This window comes from Kocuria oceani, assembly GCF_029524215.1.
In the GTDB taxonomy this organism is placed as follows: domain Bacteria; phylum Actinomycetota; class Actinomycetes; order Actinomycetales; family Micrococcaceae; genus Kocuria; species Kocuria oceani.
The window spans coordinates 79,946-100,471 of record NZ_JARAMH010000008.1 but is presented as its reverse complement, the minus strand read 5'-3'; the positions used below and the strand labels follow the sequence as shown (position 1 = coordinate 100,471).

Genomic DNA, 20,526 nt, shown 5'->3' with positions numbered 1-20,526 from the left:
AGATGTGCCTCAGGGTCGGGACGGATCGGCGAAGATCGCCAGCAGTTCTCCCACTTCGTGGGCGGCGGTGGCCGGATGGCGGAAGTGCTGGTGGGCGTCCACGGTGTAGTGGCTGCGCCGGCCGACCCTGCGCCGGGTGAGGTAGGCCGCGTCCTCGAGGTCCTTGAGGATGGCCAGGGTCGCCCGCGGGGTGATGCCCACCCGGGCGGCGATATCGGCGACCCGGGCATCCTGGGACTCGGCCACGGCCAGCAGGACGTGGCCGTGGTTGGTCAGCAGCGTCCAGGCCGGGCGTTCTGATCCCCTCTGCTCCGGTGCGAGCGGACCGGGGGGCACGGCGGAGGGAGGGCGCGGGGTATCGGCGTCGGAGGCGTCGGTGTCGGAGCTCATGCCGCGATTCTGCCTTTTCAGCACGGTGAATGGCACCAGCCTGACTGGCCTCTGCGGTCGGGCGTTGGAGGTGCCCGCTTCGTGGTCCCCTCGGCTCTCGAACAGCGGCGGCACAGCGGCTTCAGCGCGGCCACCTCCTCCTCCGAGGCGGTGCGGAAGGGCGGGACGGGCGCGATCTTGACCGGACAGGTGAATTCTGCTTCACTTTTCGGTACAGGGAGGGGAGTATCCCACCGACGCCCCGTCGTCATCCCGACCCCCACAGGGTCCGGCGGGCGGACCCCTATGCGGGTCGGGACAGACCTCCGGTCACGTCGATCGGAGGAGTTGTCATGAGTGCCCCTACATCCCGGACCCGGCGCCCCGGACGTCCGTGGGCCCTGGTCACCATGGTGGCAGGGTTCGTCGTGGCTGCGGGGTGCGTGATCGCCGTCGGCATCGTTTCCCTGGGGCTCAATCCGCTGCTGCAGTAGTCCTGTCCCGGTCTCGTCCGGGCACGGTCCGCACACCACCCGGTTCGACACACGTGGAGCAGTGGCTCCGATGCGGCAACCGGCAGCGGGTGCCGAACCCCGGCCGGTGCGGCCTGTCGGCCAGGACAGCGATCCGGATGACGTGGCGTGCGGGGCCGGCTGCTCTATCGGCCGGAGCCGCCCCCGGGTGCGGCAGGTGACTAGAACCCCGCGCGGCCGGTGGAGGGGTCCTCGCCCCGGCGCATCACGGGCAGGCCCTCGATCCGGTGGGCCAGAGCGCCCAGACCGGTGCTGACCGAGCGCAGCACCGGTGCGCCGCGTCCCGGCCCACGGAGCACAGCTGCGTCGGCGACGTCCCGCAACCGGTCGAGGACCGACAGCGGGAGGGCCGCGATCACGTTGCCGGGCGGACGCCGGGCCACGACGGGGTGGGCGCGGGTGGGAGCGGTGCGGCGCAGCACCTCCCAGGCCAGGCCCAGCCCACGCAGCCGGGCGGGGCCCAGGAGCTGCTGCAGCCGGGGCAGCAGCTCGTCCTCCTCGTCGCGCACGTCCTCGCGCAGCACCTCGACCAGCCGGGCCAGCACCGCCTCCCGCTGCGGGTCATCGGCGTGAAGAGTCTCGAGGGCGGTGACGAGCTCGTTGACCTCCTGGTGCTCCTGCTCCACCTGCAGGGTCAGCTCGTGCCCGTCGGGCAGGACGCGGCGCATCACCGGCCACAGCACGGACTCCTCGGCGAAAGCATGCGGGAACACCAGGCGGTAGATCCGCAGCAGCACCTGCCCCTGGGCGGTGGCCTCCGCCCCGTCCAGCTGCCGCAGCAGCCGGTCGAGCTCGATGTGGTCCTTCTGCTGGCGGGTCAGCACGCTCAGTCGCCCGCCGAGTTCGGCGACGGTCTGGTCGGCGATGGATCGCGTCATGACGACCTTTCAGGTAGTGCAGGCACGGGAGCGCTCGATCGAGGCCGCCGGCGCCGGCAGAGGTGCGGACACCGCCAGGGCCGCTCCCGCCGGGATGTACTCCACGGACGACTCCTGCCTGACATGGTAAGCCTGCTGAGTCCGTAGTGGTCCTCCGGTGACGGTCCGGACGAGAACTCGGGCCGAGGAGTCCGGTGAGCACCAGCAGCGGGTGGCGGCCACCTCGGTCATGAAGGAACCGGCTACCGCTCTGCCCGGGCCCGAGGCCGGGACCCTGCTGTGCGCGAGGCGCGGCGGAGTCGTCCAGGCCGTCCACCCCGGTCAGGAGACCCGCGCCAGGTGGACGCCCCGGCCCTTCCCCTACCCGGCGGGCGGATCGTTCCAGTCCAGCCATTCTGCCGCCTTGTTGGCCAGCCCCAGGCCCAGCGCGTAGGAAGCGCCGTCGGAGAACCCGGCGATACCGATCCGCTCTGGATCCACCGCCACGGCGTCGAACGCGCGGTGCAGTGCGCGGTCGATGACATCGACGTCAGGACCGAAGCCGTCGCGGACACCGTCCCACGCCGAGCCCCGCGAGACCGGAACGAGGACGGCGGTCCTGTACTGGTCGGCGATCGTCCGCAGCACGGCCAGGGTGCCCGTCGGGAGTCCACCGGCCCCGGGCCGGAGCCCGGGGACGGCGACAGCGCCGACGAGCGCCCAACAGCCTCCGGCAGTTCCTGCAGAGTCGAGCACGAGACGAGGCTCGGACCTGCCGAGGGAGGGAACAAGGGCCTACTGCGGACGGGTCGCCGCGCCGTCGAGCCACAGGGTGTCCGTCCGGTCGCGGTGGGTCCCCGTGCTCCCGACGTGCTTGGCGCTGATGCCGGGCCCCTTGGTGATGACGTGGACCAGCGCCATGGCGTGGCCACGGCCGATGCCGTAGTCCTCTCTGAGCCACTCGATGATCGGGGTCGCCCTGGTCGATGCGTCGAACCCGCGCTCGTGCGCCAGGTCGACCAGCTGCCGCGGCGTCAGCCCCGTCTTCGCTTCGATGCTGTCCAGATAGGCCTGGAAGGACATGCGGCCACCTTCGACTTCCGGCGCCGTTGTTCGGCGCGCTCCGGGGTGATCAGTCTGGATTCCGTCGTCCATGTGGTCAAGGAGGCCGAGGCCGGCCCCCGTCTCATCGGCGCGGCGCTCCCGGAGACGCCCCGTGGCAGATCCCCCCGCGGCACAATCCCCTTGCCCCCGCTCTGCCTCATCTGCCGATGACTCTGATCAGCCACCCCAGCAGAGGCACGACGCTGACGACATCCAGCACGCGGTCCAGAAGATGCCCCATCCTCCACCACAAAGTCGGATTCTGCGGCGGGTCCTGTCTGGTCCTGGTCATGGACTGCTCCCTTCCTGCCCGACGACGGACGCGGCCGACGGCTCCTGCCCCACCTCTCCCGAGGGCTCCGCCGGGTCGGCGCAGGACAGTCCGGGCACCGGAAAAGCATTCGCGGATCTCTGCCGCCCCGGCTGCGACGACCGTGCCCACCGCAGGCTCCGCTTCCGGCACCGAGTGGACCCGGGGGTGGATTCCGGATCGTCCTGTGGCGTCGCTCGGTTTCCCTCGGACGGGGTCCGGCGCCGCCCCCTCATCCTGAGGTCTGTCAGGGACCTGGGTGTCCTGCCCACCAGGCCGGCGCCGATGATCCTGTCCGCACCGGGCACAGCGGCCAGCTTCAGCGCGGTACGGCGCAGCCGGAGCCGCAGCCGCGAGGAGGGCAGGAACCACTGCGCGCTGCGGCGGCCGGCCTCCTGCTTCGCCTGGACGACCGGCTTCCAGGCCTGCTCGTAGCGGGACAGGGCATCCTCGACCGGGCCCCCGGCCATCAGCTGCTCGCCGAGGACATGGGCTCCGGCGACCGCCAGCGAGGCACCCTGACCCGCGAGCAGGGAGACGGCCTGACAGGCATCACCGAGCAGGACGACGCGGCCGTGATGCCATCGCGGCACCTCGACCTGGGCGACCAGGTCGTAGAACAGGTCGCACGGCGGCGGACAGGCCGCCAGCGCCCGGGGTGCGACCCAGCCGAGTGAGGAGTAGGCGCGTCGCACCGCGGCGCGGGTGTCCGCGGGGATCACCGCGACCGGGTCGCGGTGGACGGCGAACGCGGCGACCCGTCCGTCGCGCAGCCCGTAGAACCCCATCTCACGGTCGACCGTGTCGGTCAGAGCGTAGCTGCTGCCGATACGTCGCCGGATCACGGGGTCGTCGAAGACGTAGGCCGCCGTGTGGAAGCCCAGGTAGCGGAAGAACTGCGCTTCGTCCCCGAAGACCATCTGACGGATCGAGGAGTGGATGCCGTCCGCGCCGACCAGCAGATCGACCTCCATGACGGTGCTGTCGGTCAGCACCACGCGGACGCCGGCCGGCAGGAGCTCCAGGGACCCGACCGTGCATCCGAACCGCAGCTCGGCCTCCGGTGCGACCTGCTCACGCAGGGCCCGTTCCAGATCGGGCCGCATCAGGGTCAACAGCCGCCCGTCGACCAACCGGGCGGCGCGCCCGTAGTCGATGCCGGCGCGGCGCCGCCCCGAGGCATCGACGTAGGACACCTCCCCGATCGGGTAGGCGAGCTCGCGCAGCCGCGGCAGCAGACCCATCGCCTCGGCCGCGTCGTAGCCCAGGCCGAAGAAGTCGATCATGTACCCCTGCTCCCGGGGGCGTGGCGCTCGCTCCACCACGGTGACCGCCCATCCGTGGGCGCTCAGCCGCTGCGCCAGCGCGAGACCGGCGATCCCGGCTCCGCAGATCAAGGCTCTCATCATCCCTCGCTCCCCTTCCCCAGCGTCCCGCTCCGGGGGTCACCCAGCAGCCGGCGCAGCACCGGCGCGACCTCCTCGGGAGTCATCGTCGGCTGCAGGGCGCGGTGCAGCATCACACCGTCCAGCGTTGCGACCAGCACGGCGGCCGTCGCGGCGGGCGCCGGCGTGCCCCTCGTGTCGAGCCAGGCGGCCACGGCGGCGCGCACTTCGTCGAGCATCCGGCTGAGCTCCACCCGCAGCTGGGGATCCCGGGTCGCCGCGAGGTAGGCCTCGACGAACAGCAAGGACGTCGGGTCCGTCCCGTCGAAGTCGTCGAAGGACGCGAGCAGTCGCCCCAGCGCCTCGTCCCCGGATTCCGCCTCGGAGAGCATGGGTGGGACCGCAGCCAGGACGTCTCCCATCACCTGGACGACGGCCTGCCGGAGAAGCGACGGCACCGATCCGAAGTGGTAGTGCACCAGCCCAGGGGCCACGCCGGCCCTCCGTGCCACGACCCGGGTGCTCACCCCGCGCCAGCCCAGCTGGGGGATCAGCTCCGCGGCGGCCACCAGCAGCCGCCGGCGGACCTCGACACCGCGCGCGGGCGAGGTCGACGAACCCATGGCCTCCACCTTCGGTTGGGCACCTGCCTTGGTCAGTTGCCCAAATTGTAGCCGCGCCGGGTACGAGGCGGAAGACACGAATCGTGGGGATGTCCTCCGCCATGGTGCACTCCGTGCATTCACAGGCCCGCATCGACCGCACGGCCGTGGGAGCGTCGCGGACACCGTTGCGCGGGCCGTGCGTGCAGCGGCGGGATGTGCGGCCGCCCCACCCGTCGATCGGGGAAACATGCACAGGTCAGAGCCCGATTCCTTGCCCGCGGGGACACCGGCTTCCCAGCGTGGGCACCGCCCTCGGGCTCGGAGCGATGCGGATTCTCCCCCCCTGATCGACGGTCTGCTCACCGCACTCCGGGAGCTCCCGGCGGCCGAGCTCCACATGCCGCGCAGCCGGGTCCGTCGTCCGCCTGTCCACGAGGACCTCACCGATCCGGCGGGGACCCACTCCGTCACGCTCGACCGTCACCGCGAAGCGGTGACGGAACTCGAGGACCGCGACGCACCCTGAAGCAGACGGTGCTGCGCCCGGCACCGAGGTGACATCGGTGCCGGGCGCAGCCACGGTTTTGACGGCCGGTCGGCCTCAGCCGCCGAGGCCGGCTCGATGGTCGGTCCCCACCTGATCGACCTTGCGGTGGAAGCGCATCCCGGCCATCCCGCCCAGCACCGCACCGATCAGCGGGACCAGCGCGGCGATGACCAGGGCGATGATCCCCCCGGTCGTCAGGGCGCCCTCCCCGATCGGGATCCGGGGGAAGCCGTTGAGCTGAGCCAGGACGTTGAACTGGGATCCGGCCAGCGCACCGAGCACGGCCAGCACGATGGCGATCAGGAGGGCCCACAGCCACACGGCGATCCCCTGCTTGGCCCCGTCGAAGCGCGCCATGCGCCCGGCCACGTACCCGCCGCAGAAGTAGGCGATGAGCAGGATCAGTGCCAGCACGATGCCGCTGACGATCCCCACCGTGGTCGCGTCCTGGGCGGCCTGCTGGGCGACCTGGCCCGGATCCGTGTTGGTGGCCACTCCGACTCCGGCCCCGATGGCCGAGAGCAGCGCGGTGAGCAGCACCGCCATGCCGGTGGCGGTGAGCCAGCCGAAGAACGCCGAGCCGAACTTCATGCCGCCGTACTCTTCTCGTTCGGCGGCCACGACGTCGTTGCGCCGCCCCCTGGGGGTGGTTGCTCCGGAGAAGTTCTGATCCGTCATGGTGTCCTCCTGAGAATCGTGTCCACGGGGCGCCGGGCACGATGCACACTGTCCCACCGCTCGTGCTCCACGCCGAGCCGATCGAATGATCAGCGTGCTTAATACCTTTCCCGAGTTCCGTGCCGGGCGCAACCGCTCAGGGCGAGAAGTCGAAGCTCATCGGGGCACGTCACAGCCCGACCCGCCCACCGGGATCGCGCCGGTTGAGGCCGACGTCGGAAGGGTTGGCCCTGTGCCCACGGGCCGGTCTCGGAGGGTGGACACTGCGGTGAACAGGCCCCGGTCATTCCCCCGGGCACTGGCGCAGCGCGGAGGCCGGGTAGTCGGGGACCGGCCGGGCCTGGGCCTCCTGGAGCGTCTCGGCGACGCCGTTGGTCTCGATGTCGGCGATCAGCCAGTCCATCTCGTCGATCTCCCGCCGCTGGGCCTCGCTGATCTCCGCCGCCAGTCGGCACACCCGCACGTCGACCAGTTCGGCGCGTTCGGAGCGGGTGATGGCCAGGGAGTGGTGCGGGATCATCGAGCTCATGTACGCGGTGTCCTGCACCGTGCTCTGGCTGCGGTCCAGGAACGCCCCACCGCCGAGCAGCAGGAGTCCGACCACGACCACGGCCACGTTGGCCTTGGTGTTCTGGTACATGTTCCGCATCCAGGCGAGCATGACCAGGACCATGGTCCCGCCCATGGTCAGGGTCATGAACAGCCGGTTCTCGCTCCAGCGCACGTGGCTCCACTCCCAGGTGCCGACGAACATGGTCGCGTACATCACCACCATGGCCGTGAGGATCATGGCCGCGAGGCGCCAGTACATGCTCAGGCCCCCGCCGGATCGGTGCCCGCCCTGCTGATCGCCGTCGTGCCGATGCTCGCCGTGCTGGTTCCGGTCGTATCGGTTCTGCTCCTGCGGGTCCTCGTCCTGCGGGTCCTCGTCCTGCTGGTCCTGGTCCTGCTGGTGCTCGTGGTTCCGGTTGTTGCTGGTGCTGGGCACGGGTCCCCTCCGTTCTGCCGGGGCCGGGACGGACGCGGCAGGGTGGCGCGGCCGGCCGTGACGTACTACCGACGGTAGACCTCCGGTCCCTTCCGGTGAGCCGGAGGCGATGAAGATTCTGCGAAGAAGCGTCCTCCCTCCTCCGGTGAACGGGCGGGAGCGTGCGTCAGTGCTCGGCGTTCCGATCCTCGCTGCGGGCGCGGCGCCGTTCCAGGGTCCGGGTCCGGTGGAAGCGCTCCAGCTGCGCCAGGAGCTGTTCGTGGGTGGCCTGGTGGCGGCGGGCGTGGCGGCGGATCTCCCAGGGGTAGTAGAACGGCTGGGAGGCGATCCGCTCGTCGGTGCGCCAGGTGCCGTCGAGGAGGTAGCGCGCCACCGTGTTGGCGAAGGCGAGGATCGGCACCGCGAACAGCGCCCCGGCGATGCCGTAGAGGATCGACCCGGTGGCCACGGCCAGGAACACGGCCAGCGGGTGCAGGGACACCGCCTTGCCCAGGATCAGCGGCTGCAGCACGTTGCCCTCCAGCTGCTGGACGACGACCACCACGCCCAGCATCAGCAGCGCGTTCGTCGTCCCGTTGGCCACCAGCGCCACCAGCACCGCCACCGCCCCGGTGGCCACCGCCCCCACGATGGGGATGAAGGAGCCCAGGAACACCAGGATCCCGATCGGCAGGGCCAGGGGCACCCCGAGCACGGCGGCCCCGGTGCCGATGCCGACCGCGTCGATGGCGGCCACCAGTCCCTGGGCGCGGGCGTACTGGACCAGGGCCTCCCAGCCGTTGCGTCCCGCGCCGTTGACCGCCCGGCGGGCCGGCAGCGGGAAGAGCCCGACGACGAACAGCCAGATCCTCTCCCCGTCGGCCAACAGGAACAGCAGGGTGAAGAGCAGGATGAGGATGCCGGTGAGCACGTGCCCGGCCGTGGCCCCGAAGGACAGTGCCCCGTCGAGCAGGGCCTGGCTGTTGTCCTGGACCGTGGCCCCGAAGTCGGTGACCCAGGCCTCCAGGTTTCCCGTGCCGAAGTTCAGGGGGGTGTCCTGCAGCCGGTCCAGCAGCTCCCCGGTGCCGGCCACCACGCTGCCGGAGAGCTCGGCGAAGCCGACCACGATCTGCTGGCCCGCCAGCACCAGCAGTCCCACGACGAAGCCCACCAGTCCCAGCACGGTGGCACCGGCGGCCGCCCCGGCCGGCACCCGGTGGCTGCGCGCCCACTTCGTCAGGGGAAAGAGCAGACCCGCCAGCAGGCCCGCCAGCAGCACCGGGACGACGACCACCGTGACCGTGGAGAGCAGATAGCCGGCCACGCCCACGGCCGCGGCCACGACCAGCACCCGCCAGGACCAGGCCGCGGCCACCCGCACCGGCACGGGCACCGCTGCTGCGGCACTGCCGTGCGCTGAGGGCAGCTCACGATCGGGCCCCGGTTCGGCGGGGCGCTGCGCGCCGTGAGCGGTTGAGGCCATGGGTCGATCCTGACACGGTCATCCCTCAGCAGGCCCACGGGACGCTGAACTCGGGGTGTATGTGCGGGGCCGGGACCCGGCCGGCTGGGCCTCCGGTCCGGGAATGCCCGCCCCAATGGTGGTGGTCGACGTCGGCCGGGAGTCGCTCCTGCTCGAGGATCTCCCCGCGGGTGGCCATGAGGTAGGGCTCGCCCACGTGGTCGGCATAGAGCTCGTTCTCCAGGCCGATGCCCAGCTCCTCCTCGGTGGCGGCGATGTCGAAGTCCTGGGCGACCGTGCCGGTCACCTGCACCACCTGCCTGTCGTCCAGGGGCGGGATCTCCTGTTCCTCGACGATCAGCAGCGGGTCCACCGCGGTGCCGGCGGCCCCGGCGATGACGAACGTGTCCCCTGCCGTCGGGTTGTTGTCCGGAGCGGGCGATGACTCCAGGACCTCGCCCTCGGGGACGCCTTCCACGTCCGTGCCCTCCTCAGGGCCCTCGGTGTTGCATCCGGCCAGTCCGAGTCCGGCGGCGGCGACGATGCCGGCGGCCATCGCCCCGGTGCTGCGTCGGTCTCGTGTCCTCATGGTGTGCCTACTGCGGTGCGCTCGTTCTCGCCGAGGGCCTGCTCGAGCTGCGCCCACGGCCTGGTGTCCATCGACCCTGAGGAAGCTGTTCATCCCTTTGCAAGGAGCACCCGGACCTTCTGCGTGTCTTCGGACCGCGCCGTGAGCCGATCGTCACGCCTGGCCGGCGAGCCGAGGACCACGTATCCCTCAGGTCGATGCCCCCCCGCTCATCGTCGTGGGTCGCTGGCTCACGGTGCCCGCCAGCTCCTCGAGCGCAGGGGGCCGGCGCTGCTCTAGTTGCTCACGGCCGGGGCGTCGGCGACGTGACGGGTGTCCAGCAACTGGGTCACGGCGAAGGCGGCGATGTCACCGGCGGCCGCGCAGCACCCGAGGTCGTCGTGGCCGAAGTAGCCCACGTACTTCAGCCCCGGCCCCCGGCCGCCGGTGTGGCGCAGGAACCGCACGAGCGTCCAGTCCAGCCCCGTGCCGGTGACCATGGTCATCATCTGCTGCATCCGGTGGTGCACCCGCGGGTGCACCACCCGGAGGTAGGCCCGGTGGACACGGACCCGGGCGGTCGGGCGTTCGCTCGGGCACAGCCCGACGGCGGGGCTGCCCAGGCCGATGTAGCGGCGCACGCCGTGCCGCGCCATCGCGGCCACCACGACCCCGGTGCCCTCGACCAGGTAGGCGCCGGGGCGGGTCAGGCGGGGATCGTGGGCGTTGACCACCGCTTCTCCCCAGGCCACGGCGGCGCCGACGGCCACCGGGTCGGTGAGCCGCCCGGTGCTCAGCTGCACCCGCGGCCCCCAGGCGACCGGCACCGTGGTGGGGTCGGTGACGAAGACCCGCACCGTGTAGCCCCGGCACAGCAGCTCCTCCACGACCTGGCGGCCGATGTCGTTCTCGGCCCCGAAAACGCTCACCCGCATGAGGTCCCCCGATCCCTCGATCATGCACACGCTGTGGGCCCAGGCTAGACGCCCCGGAGCCCCACAGGACCTGGCAACAGCGTGGCAACACCCTGGAAGGAGCACGAGGACCGCCTCCCACCGCCGCCACCGAGCCCCCAGGCTGGTCAGCGTCCAGTACGCCTCTCCCGACGCCGAGGAGAGCGCCGGCGCGGAGGTCACCGGCACCCTGGGAATGGACTTCCAGGGTCGGGTCGACCAGGACGACGTGGACGAGGAAGCCGGCTGCTGCGACCGGCACATCGGCCGGTCCTCCTCGGAGCAGGCCGGTCTCGGCGCCGAGCAGTCCTGCGCGGGTGACGACCGAGGCGGGTCAGGCCCGGTGCAGCTCGATGGTCAGCAGCTGGGGCGGGGCGTTGATCCGCACCGGGGCCAGGCTGAAGCCGATCCCGCAGGTCACGAACATCTCGTTGCCCTCAGCCCCTTAGTCGGGCGGGGCGAAGCCGTCCGCGACGATCTCCTCCTCCTCGGTCAGCCCCAGATAGGACCACCGGGACAGCAGCGGCACCGCGATCTGGCCGCAGTGGGTGTGCCCGGCCACCGCCATCGGGGCGGCACCGGCGGGCAGCTCCGGGAACGTGGTGGGGTTGTGCATCATCACCAGCCGCGCCGCGGCCTCGGGCACGCCGTCGAAGGCCTCCTGGGGCGCGGCCTTCCCGACCGAGGACGGCCCGATCCCGACCATGAACAACCCGGGGCCGGGAGCGGCGCCGGGCACCGGGACGGCCTCGTTGGCCAACACCTCGATGCCGTGCTCCTCGAAGGCCGTGGTGAGCTCGTCCACGGCACCGACGGCGTAGTCGTGGTTGCCCATCACCGCGTACACCGGGATTCCGGCCCCGGTCAGCGGGTCCAGCAGGCGGGTGACGTCCTGCACGCGCTCCTCGAGGTCGGCCTCGCTCCGGTAGACGAAGTCCCCGGGCAGCAGCACGGCCGCCGGGTCGGCGGCCACGGTGGTCTCCACGACGCGTTCGATCATTCCGGTGTTGTCCCACCACATGCCGACCTGCAGGTCGGCGAACACCATCACCTCAGCCCCCTCCCACCCCGCACCCAGTCCGGGGAGGCGGGCCTGGATGCGCTCCTCGTCGAGAATCAGCCGCGGCTCGACCGCGACCCCGTACCCGGTGACCAGCAGCCCGAGGACGGCCAGCACGGCCACGATCCCGGTCAACCAGGACCTGACTCGGCTGTGCCGGTGCCGCCGTCCGACGTCGGCGTGCGCCGAGGAGTTCATCGACATCCTTTCTGCTGTGGACCACACACCGATGGGTACCACCGGCGCCCGCAGGCACCACCTCGGCGGCCGGATCTCTCGTCCCCCACACTGGCGACCACGCCGCGACAGGCCGGGCCGGGCCATGGTCACCGTCGTCGAACGGGTACCCGGTTCGCTCGAGCCGAACGGGAACCCTCCCCACGGCCCCGGTGGGGAGGGTTCCGTGTCCCCTGGGGATCAGGGGTCCTGCTCGATGACCTGGACGTCCTCGGCGACCACGCCGAGGTCGAGCTCACGCTCGACCAGGTAGGACGTCTCGCTGTCGTCGAAGTCGACTCCCCAGCCGGTCTCGATGTCGGTCTCCAGGATCTGGCGGACCGTGCCGGTGACCTGGACCATGTCCCCGTCCTGGATGTCCTCGGCGGACGCGTTCACGCCCACCACGGGGGTTTCGTCCTCACCGACGGTGAACAGGTTCGGGCCGAGGATCTCGGTGACCTCGTTCTGCATCGTGACCGTCTCGTTGAGGATGGCGGCCTCCGCGGTGGGACCCGCCTCCTGGGCCTCCTGGACCGGCGTCTCCTCGGCACAACCGACCACCAGCGCCGAGGCGACAGCCGCCGCGGCCGGCAGAGCGAACATTGTCTTCTTCGATCTGGTCGACATGATGTTCTCCGTTCGACTCGATGGTTTTCTGCTGGTTCTTCCACCGTAGGAGCTCAGCCTCCTCCGTATCTCCGAAACCCGTCACACGGGCATAACGAAGACCTGGACATCAGGTGGACAGCCCGTCACCGGACCCACCATGAAGGCTCCACCGGGGCGGGTGCCCCGGGGGCTGCTGCCGTGCGAAGGTCAGTCGGGCGGTGTTGTCGAGATACTTCTCGAATCGGGGTCCGGCCGGCCACTCCGCCAACTGGGTCCGAGACGATCCCGGCTGCTGCATCGATCACGGTGCCGGCGCGCCCGCCACGGGAGCACCGCGACGACAGCGTGAGCCGGTCGTCGTCCAGGCGTAGACTCGGAAGTGCTGGCGCTTCGTCGGCTTGGCCACGCTCTGCGGGTCTCGCGGGCCGCACCTGCCAGGAACGGACGCCCCGCAATGTCAGCCCAGACTCCGAGCGGTGCCGCCCGCGACCTGCTCCCCCATCTGCTGCTGGACTCCGAGGACATCGTCGAGTTCCTCAACGAGCTCACCGCCACCCTGGCCCGCCGCCTGGCCCCCGAGGGCACCGAGGTCTGGTGCGGGGTCACCCTGTTGCGTGCACGCGAAGGAACCACCGTGGCTTCGTCCAGCCCCGAGGCCGAAGCCCTGGACGAGACCCAGAACCGGTTCCGCAACGGCCCCTGCCCGACCGCGATCCGAGAGCACACCGTGGTGCGCGTCGGTGATGTGGCCGCCGACTCCCGGTGGGCCGTCTCCAGCCACCGCAACACCGAGCTGCGCGACGTGGCCGCGGACCTGGTCGCCACCGTGGGCACAAACCCGGCCACCACCCACTTCGACACCTGACCCCGTCCAGCACCCAGTGCTTCCGCCCCGACCTGCCGGTGAGGCCGCGCCCCTGTGGATGCCTCCGGAGGAGATCCCACGCCGGCGACGTCACAGGAACCCTCCACCATGAGCGTCGGCCAGGGGGCGCCCCGGTGGGCCGGGAAGGGGGCGGTGCACCCATCGGGCGGGCGGTGGGACCGGCTGGTGCCGCTGCGATGTCTGCCCATATAGTCAGCACGGTGATTATCAAGTCGAGGTGCCTCCGTGCCTGAGTGGCTGCTCGCCGGCGGTGCCGGCCTCGTCGCCGGAGCCGCGTTGCTGCTGGGCGCAGTGATCGCCTGGTTCATCCGGGTGCCGGCCCAGGTGATCGCGGTGGTGATGGCTTTCGGGTCCGGGGTGCTGATCTCCGCGCTGTCCTTCGAGCTGGTGGAGGAAGCCGTGGAGCGCGGCGGACTGGGACCCACCGCGTGGGGGTTCCTGGCCGGGGCGGTCGCCTACGTGGCCCTCAACGTCCTGCTGGCCCGGAACGGAGCCCAGCACCGGAAGCGCTCCGGGGATCAGCAGCCCTCTCCGTCGGAGCAGTCCGGCAGCGGCGGGGCGATCGCGATCGGGGCGCTGCTGGACGGGGTGCCCGAATCCATGGTCCTGGGACTGAGCCTGCTCACCGGGGGCGGTCTGAGCCTGCCGATGTTCGCCGCGGTGTTCATCTCCAACGTCCCGGAGGGGCTCTCCAGCAGCGCCGGGATGAAGAATGCCGGGCGCGGGCCCGGCTACGTGTTCGGCATCTGGGGGTCGATCGCGGTGGCGTCGGGCCTGGCGGCCCTGGCTGGCTACCTGCTGCTGGACGGGGCTCCACCGGCCACCCTGGCCTTCGTCAACGCCCTGGCGGCCGGGGCGATCCTGGCGATGATCACCGACACCATGATTCCCGAGGCCTTCGAGAAGGCCGCCCTGTACTCCGGGCTGATCGCCACCCTGGGCTTCCTGGCGGCCTTCAGCCTCCACACCCTGGGCTGAACGGCGGCATCCCCGGGCCGAAGGCCGGCGGGACATCGTGGGTGGTCGGGGAACGATCCGGGGCCGTCGGGGCATCCGCCGGCCCGTCTTCCCCGGCCGGCCCGTCTTCCCCAGCCGGCTTGTCGGCCACACCGGCCGCGTCAGGAACACCGTCGCCTTCGGCCCCGGACTCCGCAGCCTGTGTGACCGATGTCGACGACGTCGTCACCCGGGAACCCGACTCGCAGATGGCCGAGCCGTTGCCCGAGGACCTCGACTACTCCAACACCGACTACATCCTGCTGGGGACGGTGATCGAGCAGGTCACCGGGCAGCCGGTCGGGAAGGTCTTCGAGGAGCAGAACTTCGCCCCCCTCGGACCCGACGAGACCACCTGACACGGGGAATCCACCGAGCTGCCGGAGCCCTACGCGCAGGGCGTCACCCTGCCGGACGACACCGCGACTCCCGAGGCCCCGGCCCACGCCACCCACGGGAACCCCTCCCAGGGCCCCACCGGGGCCCTGATCTCGGACATGGAGGACCTGCTCGTCCACGGCCGCACCATGGGCACCGGACACGGACTGCTGGAGCCGCAGACCCCGCGCCACCCCGGCTACACGGATCTTCGCCGAGGTCTCCACGGCCCTGGGCCACACCTTCACACCCGACCTGGAACGCCGACCGGCACACACCACGGCCTCACAGGTCACGGATCCCGCGCCGGCGGCGAAACCCGGCGCGGGCGGCAATTCTCGCTCGCGGCGCGACAGCAGCCCGCACCGTGACGACGTGCCTGTACGCTCCGGCACCGCTGCGCACGAGGCTTCACCGCCCGTCCTGCCGACTGCGGGCGCCGGACGACCTCGCGATCTCCCGGGTCAGGGCGAGCTCCGGGTCTGGGAGGGCATCCGCGAGGGCGGGTGCACGGCCCAGGGGGCGGAACGAGCTGGACCACGCATGCGCTGGTACCGGCGACGGTTCAGCCGGCTGACCCGATCGGCCGTGCTCTCCTTCGGAGAGACGGGATCGGGTCCCAGCACCGGGTCCAGGCCGGATTGGTAACGAGTCGTCCACACCTGCAGCACCGACCACGCCACGGCGGTCAGCGGCACCGCCAGCACCGCTCCGGCGACCCCGGCGAGGACACTCCCTGCGGCCAGGGCCAGCAGCACCACCAGACCGTGCAGACGCAGCGTGTGACCCAGCACCACCGGGTGCAGGAAGTAGCCCTCGAGGAGATTGACGACCACCACGATCAGGACGACGACCATCAGCACGGTGCCGGTCAGCACCTCGGAAGCGACCGTCACACCGCTCAGAGCGCTCTGCCGCGCACCGGCGCTGGCGAGGTAGTCCCGCAGCTGCGCCAGGGCCGCGTTGACCGTGCTCGCGTCCACCGGCAGCGGCCCGGCCGCGAGCAGCTCCTGCAGGTGCTCCCAGCCGGTGGTGGACGCGGTCACGAGGTCGTCGAGCTGTCCGCGCACGCCCAGCACCGCTCCGGTGACGATCCCACCCATGACGCCGAGCAAGCCCCCGAAGACGGTGACGGCCGCCCCGGTGCCGCCCCACCCGTGGCGGGTCAACCAAACCACCAGCGGGCGGACCGCGCAGGCGAGGATGAGCGCGATCAACACCGCCAGGACCACGACCCTCAGCGCCAGGAGCGCGTAGAGGGCCATCGCGGCCACGGCCGTGATGGCCAGCAGCTGCACGGCCCGGGCCCCGGCCCGGCCCAGCCCGTCGGCCCACGGGGACACCGTCTGCGGCGCAGGAGGCGACGGTGCACCGGCGCGGAGGCCGTGACCGGAGGCAGGAGCGCGCGGGGCGAGGATTCCGCCTCGCGGCGCTCCGACTGGTGGCGAACAGCGAGAACGTGTGGAAAGGTGCGCACAGGGACCACTTCCTCCCGCCGGTGGACGCCGACGCGGCTCATCGCACGCCTGCCGGCGGAAAAGGATCCCGGCGTCCTGGACCCGACGGCGGTCGTCGCCACACGCCCCGGACGACTGTCCCGGCGGCGGCACCACGTCCTGCCGAAGCCGCCGAGAGCCTCCGGTACAGAAGCGCCGCGCACCCGTGGACGAGCACGCCCGAGCTCCACCGGCGCCCGCCGGGGTCCGGTCTAATCGACGAGGAACCGGCCGATGGCGAGGAACCGCAGCGCGTCCGCGGTCAGGAACAGCCCCACCAGGCCCAGTGCGATGCCGAGCAGCCGATGGGTCAGCGGGCCCAGGCGCTGCTGTGCGGCCGTCACGAGACACACCATGGAGGTGTGCCTCTTGGCCAGGACGGCGCCGAGGAGCAGTGCCAACGGCAACTGGGAGATGACAGCCCAGAGGATCCATCCGGTGCCGACCAGCCACTGGGGTTGACCGCCTGCGGTGGTGACGAAGATCTCGAACGGCACGTCGAACACGACGATGCCGATGAATCCGAGGGCAGTGAGATACAGACCCGCCACGTTCGGAGGACGCCGGGTCGAGCCCCTCGCGTCGTGACGGTGTCGGACCAGGTGGTGCGCGGCATAACCGAGCAGCCCCGCACCCACGGCCAGTTCGATCCAGGCCGCTGTGGCCCCGTCGCGGAGCAGCACGTGCCAGTCCACCCGGGACAGCCGCGAACCGATCAGTGCGGTCACTCCGATCCCGCAGGCCGCGGTTCCCGAGATCAGCAGGGCTCCGAAGCCCAGCACGTGCCGGTTGGGAATCCCGGAGCCCAGCGCGGCGGCCCCGATCAGGGCGGGGCCGGGGTCGAAGCCGCCCAGGCCGGTCGCGGCCGCTGCTCCCAGAAAGCTCCAGAGGTCCACCGCTTGCCCTTCCACCGCCGCGCCGGCCGCTTCATCGACCTGCCGATCAACGTGCTCTGTCTATCGCAGGACCGCTCCCGTGCCTAGGCTGGCAGCGGATGTCACCGGGAAGGATCTGCGCCCATGGGAAGTTCCGCACTGGTCCCCTCGGTCCCCTCGGTCCCCTCGGTCCCCACGGCCAGCGACGTCGACGGGCCGGTGCCCGAGGCCGACCGCGCTCCGGTGCCGCCCGCCCGAGAGCGGTGGGCGCGGATCCTGATCCGGGCTTTCGCCCTGGCCACGGTGGTCGCCCTCCTGCTGTGGCTCGTGCGTCTGCTGAGACCGTCCCTCGTGCACTGGCCGACCGTGGTCCTGGGCGCGCTCAACATCCCGTTGAGCCCGTCGCTGGTCTCGGTCGTCACGCTGCTGCTGCTCACCGGTGCCCTCGTCCGGCGCAAGCGGATGGCGCTGGTGGTCGTGGCTGCCTTCGAGGTCGCCGGAATGCTGATCTCTGCGGCCATCCTCGTCGGCGCGTGGGGGTTCGGCCTCGAGGTGGACCGGACCCGGACGACGGGACCCGCACACCTCGCCTTCGAGGTGCTGGCCGTGGTGATCGGCCTGCCACTGCTGTGGCTGACCTGGTGGGTGCGGGACGCCTTCCCGGCCCGGACCCGGTCCGGGGCCGGTGGTGCCGCTGCGCTGACGCTCGTCGCGGGGACCGCTGTGTCCGTGGCCCTCACGTACGTCCTGCTCCTGGCCGTCACCGCCACGGCGGTCGACGACTGGCGTGTTCTGGCCGCGGCGATCTCTCGCGCTTTGGGAGTCCCGGTCGGGAATCCGCGCTACCACGAGGCGGTGCCCGAATGGATCCCGCTGCTCACGTCGCTGCTGCTGGCCCTGACCCTGCTCTCGGCGCTCTACGTGTTCCTCCGCCCGTCGCGGCGCAACGAACAGTGGTCGGGTGAACAGGAGGTGGCACTGCGTGCTCTGCTAACCGCCCACGGAGAGGACGACTCGCTGGGCTACTTCGCCACACGCCGTGACAAGGAGATCGTCTACTCCCCCGATGCCCGGGCAGCGGTGGCATACCGGGTGGTCGGCGGCGTGTCGCTGGCCTCCGGTGACCCGGTGGGCGACCCGTCGTCCTGGCCCCAGGCCGTGGCCGCGTGGAAGGACCGGGCGCGCCGATACGGCTGGGCCCCGGCGGTGCTGGCGGCCTCCGAGGCCGGGGCGAGAACGCATGCCGCCGCGGGGCTGGCGGTGACCGCGCTGGGGGACGAGGCCGTGCTGCGCACCGACCGGTTCTCCTTGGCCAGCACGTCGATGACCGAGGTGCGCCGGGCGGTGCGCCGAGCCGGCCGGGAGGGGCTGAGCGTGCGGATCCGCCGCCACGCGGAGCTGTCCGCCGACGAGCTGGGGCAACTGGGTGCCCTGGCGGAGCAGTGGCGCGGGGACGAACCGGACCGCGGGTTCTCCATGGCGCTGAACCGGTGGGGCGATCCGGCCGACGAGCAGTGCGTGGTGGTGACCGCGCATCGCGGCGAGGACGAGGTGGTGGGACTGCTCTCGTTCGTGCCCTGGGGGCGGCGTGGCCTGTCCCTGGACGTGATGCGCCGCTCCCCCGAGGCGCCGAACGGAACCACCGAGATGATGGTCGCCGAACTCATGGACAAGGGCTCGGCGCGCGGGATCACGAAGGTCTCGCTGAACTTCGCGATGTTCCGCTCGGTCTTCGCCGACGCCGAGCGGCTGGGTGCCGGCGGGCTGACCAGGATGCACAGTTCGGTGCTGGGGTTCTTCGACCGGTTCTTCCAGCTGGAGCGTCTCTACCGAGCCAACGCCAAGTACCGCCCGGAGTGGGTGCCCCGGTATCTCTGCTTCGACGGCGCCCTCGCCCTGGCCCGCGCCGGGGCCGCGGCAGGCCAGGCCGAGGGGTTCCTGCCCATGCCGTTCACCGCACCGGCAGGCGGGCACCGGCTCGACGAGAGCCAGCTGCGCCGGATCCGGGCTCTCCAGGAGGTGCCGGTGACCGTGCGGGACCCGCGACGCAGCCGGCAGACCCAGGACCGGCTCCGGCACGCGCGCATGCTCCAGGAGGCCGGCGTGCCCCCGTACCCGATCGGAGTGGCCCTGGCCTCGTCCGTCGGGCTCGTGGATCCGGCCGCGGCCACGAGCACGGCACCGCCCGCCGGCGAGGACGGGGCCCGACCCCGATGGCGGGTGCACGCACGGGTGCGGGCGATCCGGCACCACGGCGGGGTGGTCTTCCTCGATCTCACCGACGCCGGGACCATCCGGCAAGCCGTCCTCGAGCGCGACGTCCTCGGGGCGGAGCACTTCGGGGTGCTGACCCGGGCCCTGGACACCGGTGACCTCGTCGTCGTCGAGGCACGCCCCGGCCGATCCCGGAACGGGACGCCCTCCCTGCTCGTGTCCGCCCTCACCGTGGTGGCCAAGGCCCTGCACCCGGTGCCCTTCTCCGAGTTCGAGGACCCGGAGGCGCGCCTGCGGCGCCGCTCCACCGACCTGATGGTGCACCCGCAGGCGTTGACCGTGCTCGAGGGTCGATCGGCCGCGATCACGGCCATGCGCCGGTTCCTCGTGGAAGCCGGCTACCGCGAGGTCGAGACCCCGATGCTCGCCACCGTCCACGGTGGGGCCTCCGCACGCCCGTTCCGCACGTACATCAACGCCTACGGCACCGCGCTCACCATGCGCATCGCCCCGGAACTGGCCCTCAAGCGGCTGCTCGTGGCCGGCTCGGGGCCCATCTTCGAGATCGGACGCAACTTCCGCAACGAAGGCGCGGACGCCACGCACAACCCGGAGTTCACCTCGTTGGAGGCCTACCAGCCGCTGGCGGACTACCACGACATGCGCGACCTGACCGAACGCCTCATCAAGACCATGGCCACCACCCTGCACGGTTCGCCCATGCTGCCCCTGCGCGACGTCCACGGCGCCGGCCGGGCCTCCGTGCTCACCGACGTCTCCGGACCCTGGCCCGTGGTGAGCGTTTCCGACGTCGTCTCACGGGCGGTCGGACGTCCCGTCTCGATCGACATGATCTCGACGAGCTGCTGCAGATCGCCGGCGAGCACGAGGTGGCCATCGGGCCGGGCAGAGGAGCGGGGGCCGTGCTCGAGGAGCTCTACGGCGAGCTGGTGGAACCGGCCACCATCCACCCCACCTTCTACTGCGACTTCCCGGCCGAGACCTCCCCGCTGACCGCCCCTCATCGCAGCGTTCCCGGTCTCGTCGAACGCTGGGACCTGGTGGCCAACGGAATGGAGATCGGCACCGCGTACTCGGAACTGACGGATCCTGTGGAGCAGCGGCGGCGACTGACCGAGCAGTCCCTCAGAGCAGCCGCCGGGGACGTGGAGGCCATGGAGATCGATGAGGATTTCCTCTACGCCCTGGAGACGGGCATGCCCCCCGCCGGAGGCCTGGGCATCGGGGTGGACCGGCTGGTGATGCTGCTCACGGACAGCGCCACCATCCGAGAGGTGCTGACGTTCCCGTTCGTCCGTCCCTCGCCCCAGCGCAGCTGATCTGAGGGGTGGACCCGCCGACGGCAACCACTGCACATCGGCGATGCTCCCGGAGTCGAACGGAACACGGGCTGAACGAACACCGCCACGTCGAGCACGTACCACCTTGTTGGCC

General features: G+C 71.5%; 22 protein-coding genes. 7 read left to right on the top strand and 15 right to left on the bottom strand.

All coding sequences use genetic code 11. From position 1 onward, the window contains the following. Positions 1-9: 9 nt before the first annotated feature. Positions 10-390, bottom strand: a complete 381-nt coding sequence (locus PU704_RS10810) for a helix-turn-helix transcriptional regulator (RefSeq protein WP_338130229.1) — start codon at positions 388-390, stop codon at positions 10-12. A gap of 332 nt (positions 391-722) precedes the next feature. Here PU704_RS10810 and PU704_RS10805 point away from each other — a divergent pair, with 332 nt between their 5' ends. Next, the gene (locus PU704_RS10805) at positions 723-863 is read left to right on the top strand and encodes a hypothetical protein (RefSeq protein WP_277551353.1); all 141 of its coding nucleotides are present in this window, start codon (positions 723-725) and stop codon (positions 861-863) included. Between the two features lie 200 nt (positions 864-1,063). On the opposite strand, the gene PU704_RS10800 is transcribed toward PU704_RS10805, so the two are convergent. Continuing rightward, positions 1,064-1,780, bottom strand: coding sequence for a hemerythrin domain-containing protein (locus PU704_RS10800; protein WP_277551352.1), 717 nt, complete (start codon positions 1,778-1,780; stop codon positions 1,064-1,066). Between PU704_RS10800 and PU704_RS10795 the strand changes: the two genes are divergently transcribed. Beyond that, positions 1,779-1,910 carry a hypothetical protein gene (locus PU704_RS10795; RefSeq protein ID WP_277551351.1) on the top strand — a complete coding sequence of 44 codons (132 nt, stop codon included), beginning with the start codon at positions 1,779-1,781 and terminating at the stop codon, positions 1,908-1,910. The two genes, PU704_RS10800 and PU704_RS10795, sit on opposite strands and share 2 nt — an antisense overlap. 230 nt (positions 1,911-2,140) lie before the next feature. Here PU704_RS10795 and PU704_RS10790 read toward each other — a convergent pair whose 3' ends face one another. The 11 genes from PU704_RS10790 to PU704_RS10740 form a co-directional block, all read right to left on the bottom strand. Further along, positions 2,141-2,407, bottom strand: coding sequence for an alpha/beta hydrolase (locus tag PU704_RS10790; RefSeq protein WP_277551350.1), 267 nt, complete (start codon positions 2,405-2,407; stop codon positions 2,141-2,143). Between the two features lie 147 nt (positions 2,408-2,554). After that, positions 2,555-2,842, bottom strand: a complete 288-nt coding sequence (locus PU704_RS10785) for a DUF4287 domain-containing protein (protein ID WP_277551349.1) — start codon at positions 2,840-2,842, stop codon at positions 2,555-2,557. A 309-nt stretch (positions 2,843-3,151) separates the two neighbouring features. Then, entirely contained in the window at positions 3,152-4,582 is a 1,431-nt protein-coding gene (locus PU704_RS10780; protein ID WP_277551348.1) for an FAD-dependent monooxygenase, read from the bottom strand. After that, positions 4,579-5,181, bottom strand: coding sequence for a TetR/AcrR family transcriptional regulator (locus PU704_RS10775; RefSeq protein WP_277551347.1), 603 nt, complete (start codon positions 5,179-5,181; stop codon positions 4,579-4,581). Before PU704_RS10775 ends, PU704_RS10780 begins: the two co-directional genes overlap by 4 nt. A gap of 583 nt (positions 5,182-5,764) precedes the next feature. Next, positions 5,765-6,388 carry a hypothetical protein gene (locus PU704_RS10770; protein WP_277551346.1) on the bottom strand — a complete coding sequence of 208 codons (624 nt, stop codon included), beginning with the start codon at positions 6,386-6,388 and terminating at the stop codon, positions 5,765-5,767. A 283-nt stretch (positions 6,389-6,671) separates the two neighbouring features. Continuing rightward, entirely contained in the window at positions 6,672-7,376 is a 705-nt protein-coding gene (locus tag PU704_RS10765) for a DUF305 domain-containing protein (protein WP_277551345.1), read from the bottom strand. A gap of 166 nt (positions 7,377-7,542) precedes the next feature. Beyond that, positions 7,543-8,838 (bottom strand): AI-2E family transporter, encoded by a 1,296-nt coding sequence (locus PU704_RS10760; protein WP_277551344.1) that lies wholly within the window; start codon positions 8,836-8,838, stop codon positions 7,543-7,545. Between the two features lie 25 nt (positions 8,839-8,863). After that, positions 8,864-9,406, bottom strand: a complete 543-nt coding sequence (locus PU704_RS10755; RefSeq protein WP_277551343.1) for a hypothetical protein — start codon at positions 9,404-9,406, stop codon at positions 8,864-8,866. A gap of 275 nt (positions 9,407-9,681) precedes the next feature. After that, positions 9,682-10,344, bottom strand: coding sequence for an NAD(P)-dependent oxidoreductase (locus tag PU704_RS10750; protein ID WP_277551342.1), 663 nt, complete (start codon positions 10,342-10,344; stop codon positions 9,682-9,684). A gap of 439 nt (positions 10,345-10,783) precedes the next feature. Continuing rightward, entirely contained in the window at positions 10,784-11,596 is an 813-nt protein-coding gene (locus PU704_RS10745) for a metallophosphoesterase (protein ID WP_277551341.1), read from the bottom strand. A 219-nt stretch (positions 11,597-11,815) separates the two neighbouring features. After that, entirely contained in the window at positions 11,816-12,244 is a 429-nt protein-coding gene (locus tag PU704_RS10740) for a hypothetical protein (protein WP_277551340.1), read from the bottom strand. Positions 12,245-12,680: 436 nt separating this feature from the next. On the opposite strand from PU704_RS10740, the gene PU704_RS10735 reads away from it, so the two are divergent. The 3 genes from PU704_RS10735 (at position 12,681) to PU704_RS10725 (ending at position 14,467) form a co-directional block, all read left to right on the top strand. After that, positions 12,681-13,091, top strand: a complete 411-nt coding sequence (locus PU704_RS10735; protein WP_277551339.1) for a hypothetical protein — start codon at positions 12,681-12,683, stop codon at positions 13,089-13,091. Positions 13,092-13,337: 246 nt separating this feature from the next. Continuing rightward, positions 13,338-14,090 (top strand): ZIP family metal transporter, encoded by a 753-nt coding sequence (locus PU704_RS10730; protein WP_277551338.1) that lies wholly within the window; start codon positions 13,338-13,340, stop codon positions 14,088-14,090. A gap of 182 nt (positions 14,091-14,272) precedes the next feature. After that, on the top strand, positions 14,273-14,467 hold the full coding sequence (locus PU704_RS10725) for a serine hydrolase (protein ID WP_277551337.1): 195 nt from the start codon (positions 14,273-14,275) through the stop codon (positions 14,465-14,467). A gap of 483 nt (positions 14,468-14,950) precedes the next feature. Here PU704_RS10725 and PU704_RS10720 read toward each other — a convergent pair whose 3' ends face one another. Next, positions 14,951-15,829, bottom strand: coding sequence for an AI-2E family transporter (locus tag PU704_RS10720; RefSeq protein ID WP_277551336.1), 879 nt, complete (start codon positions 15,827-15,829; stop codon positions 14,951-14,953). Positions 15,830-16,194: 365 nt separating this feature from the next. Then, complete coding sequence (locus PU704_RS10715; RefSeq protein WP_277551335.1) at positions 16,195-16,878, bottom strand: hypothetical protein; 684 nt, start codon at positions 16,876-16,878, stop codon at positions 16,195-16,197. Between the two features lie 123 nt (positions 16,879-17,001). Here PU704_RS10715 and lysX point away from each other — a divergent pair, with 123 nt between their 5' ends. Continuing rightward, positions 17,002-20,085, top strand: a complete 3,084-nt coding sequence (gene lysX, locus PU704_RS10710) for a bifunctional lysylphosphatidylglycerol synthetase/lysine--tRNA ligase LysX (RefSeq protein WP_277551334.1) — start codon at positions 17,002-17,004, stop codon at positions 20,083-20,085. Beyond that, positions 19,995-20,411 carry an amino acid--tRNA ligase-related protein gene (locus PU704_RS10705; RefSeq protein ID WP_277551333.1) on the top strand — a complete coding sequence of 139 codons (417 nt, stop codon included), beginning with the start codon at positions 19,995-19,997 and terminating at the stop codon, positions 20,409-20,411. Before lysX ends, PU704_RS10705 begins: the two co-directional genes overlap by 91 nt. Positions 20,412-20,526: the final 115 nt, after the last annotated feature.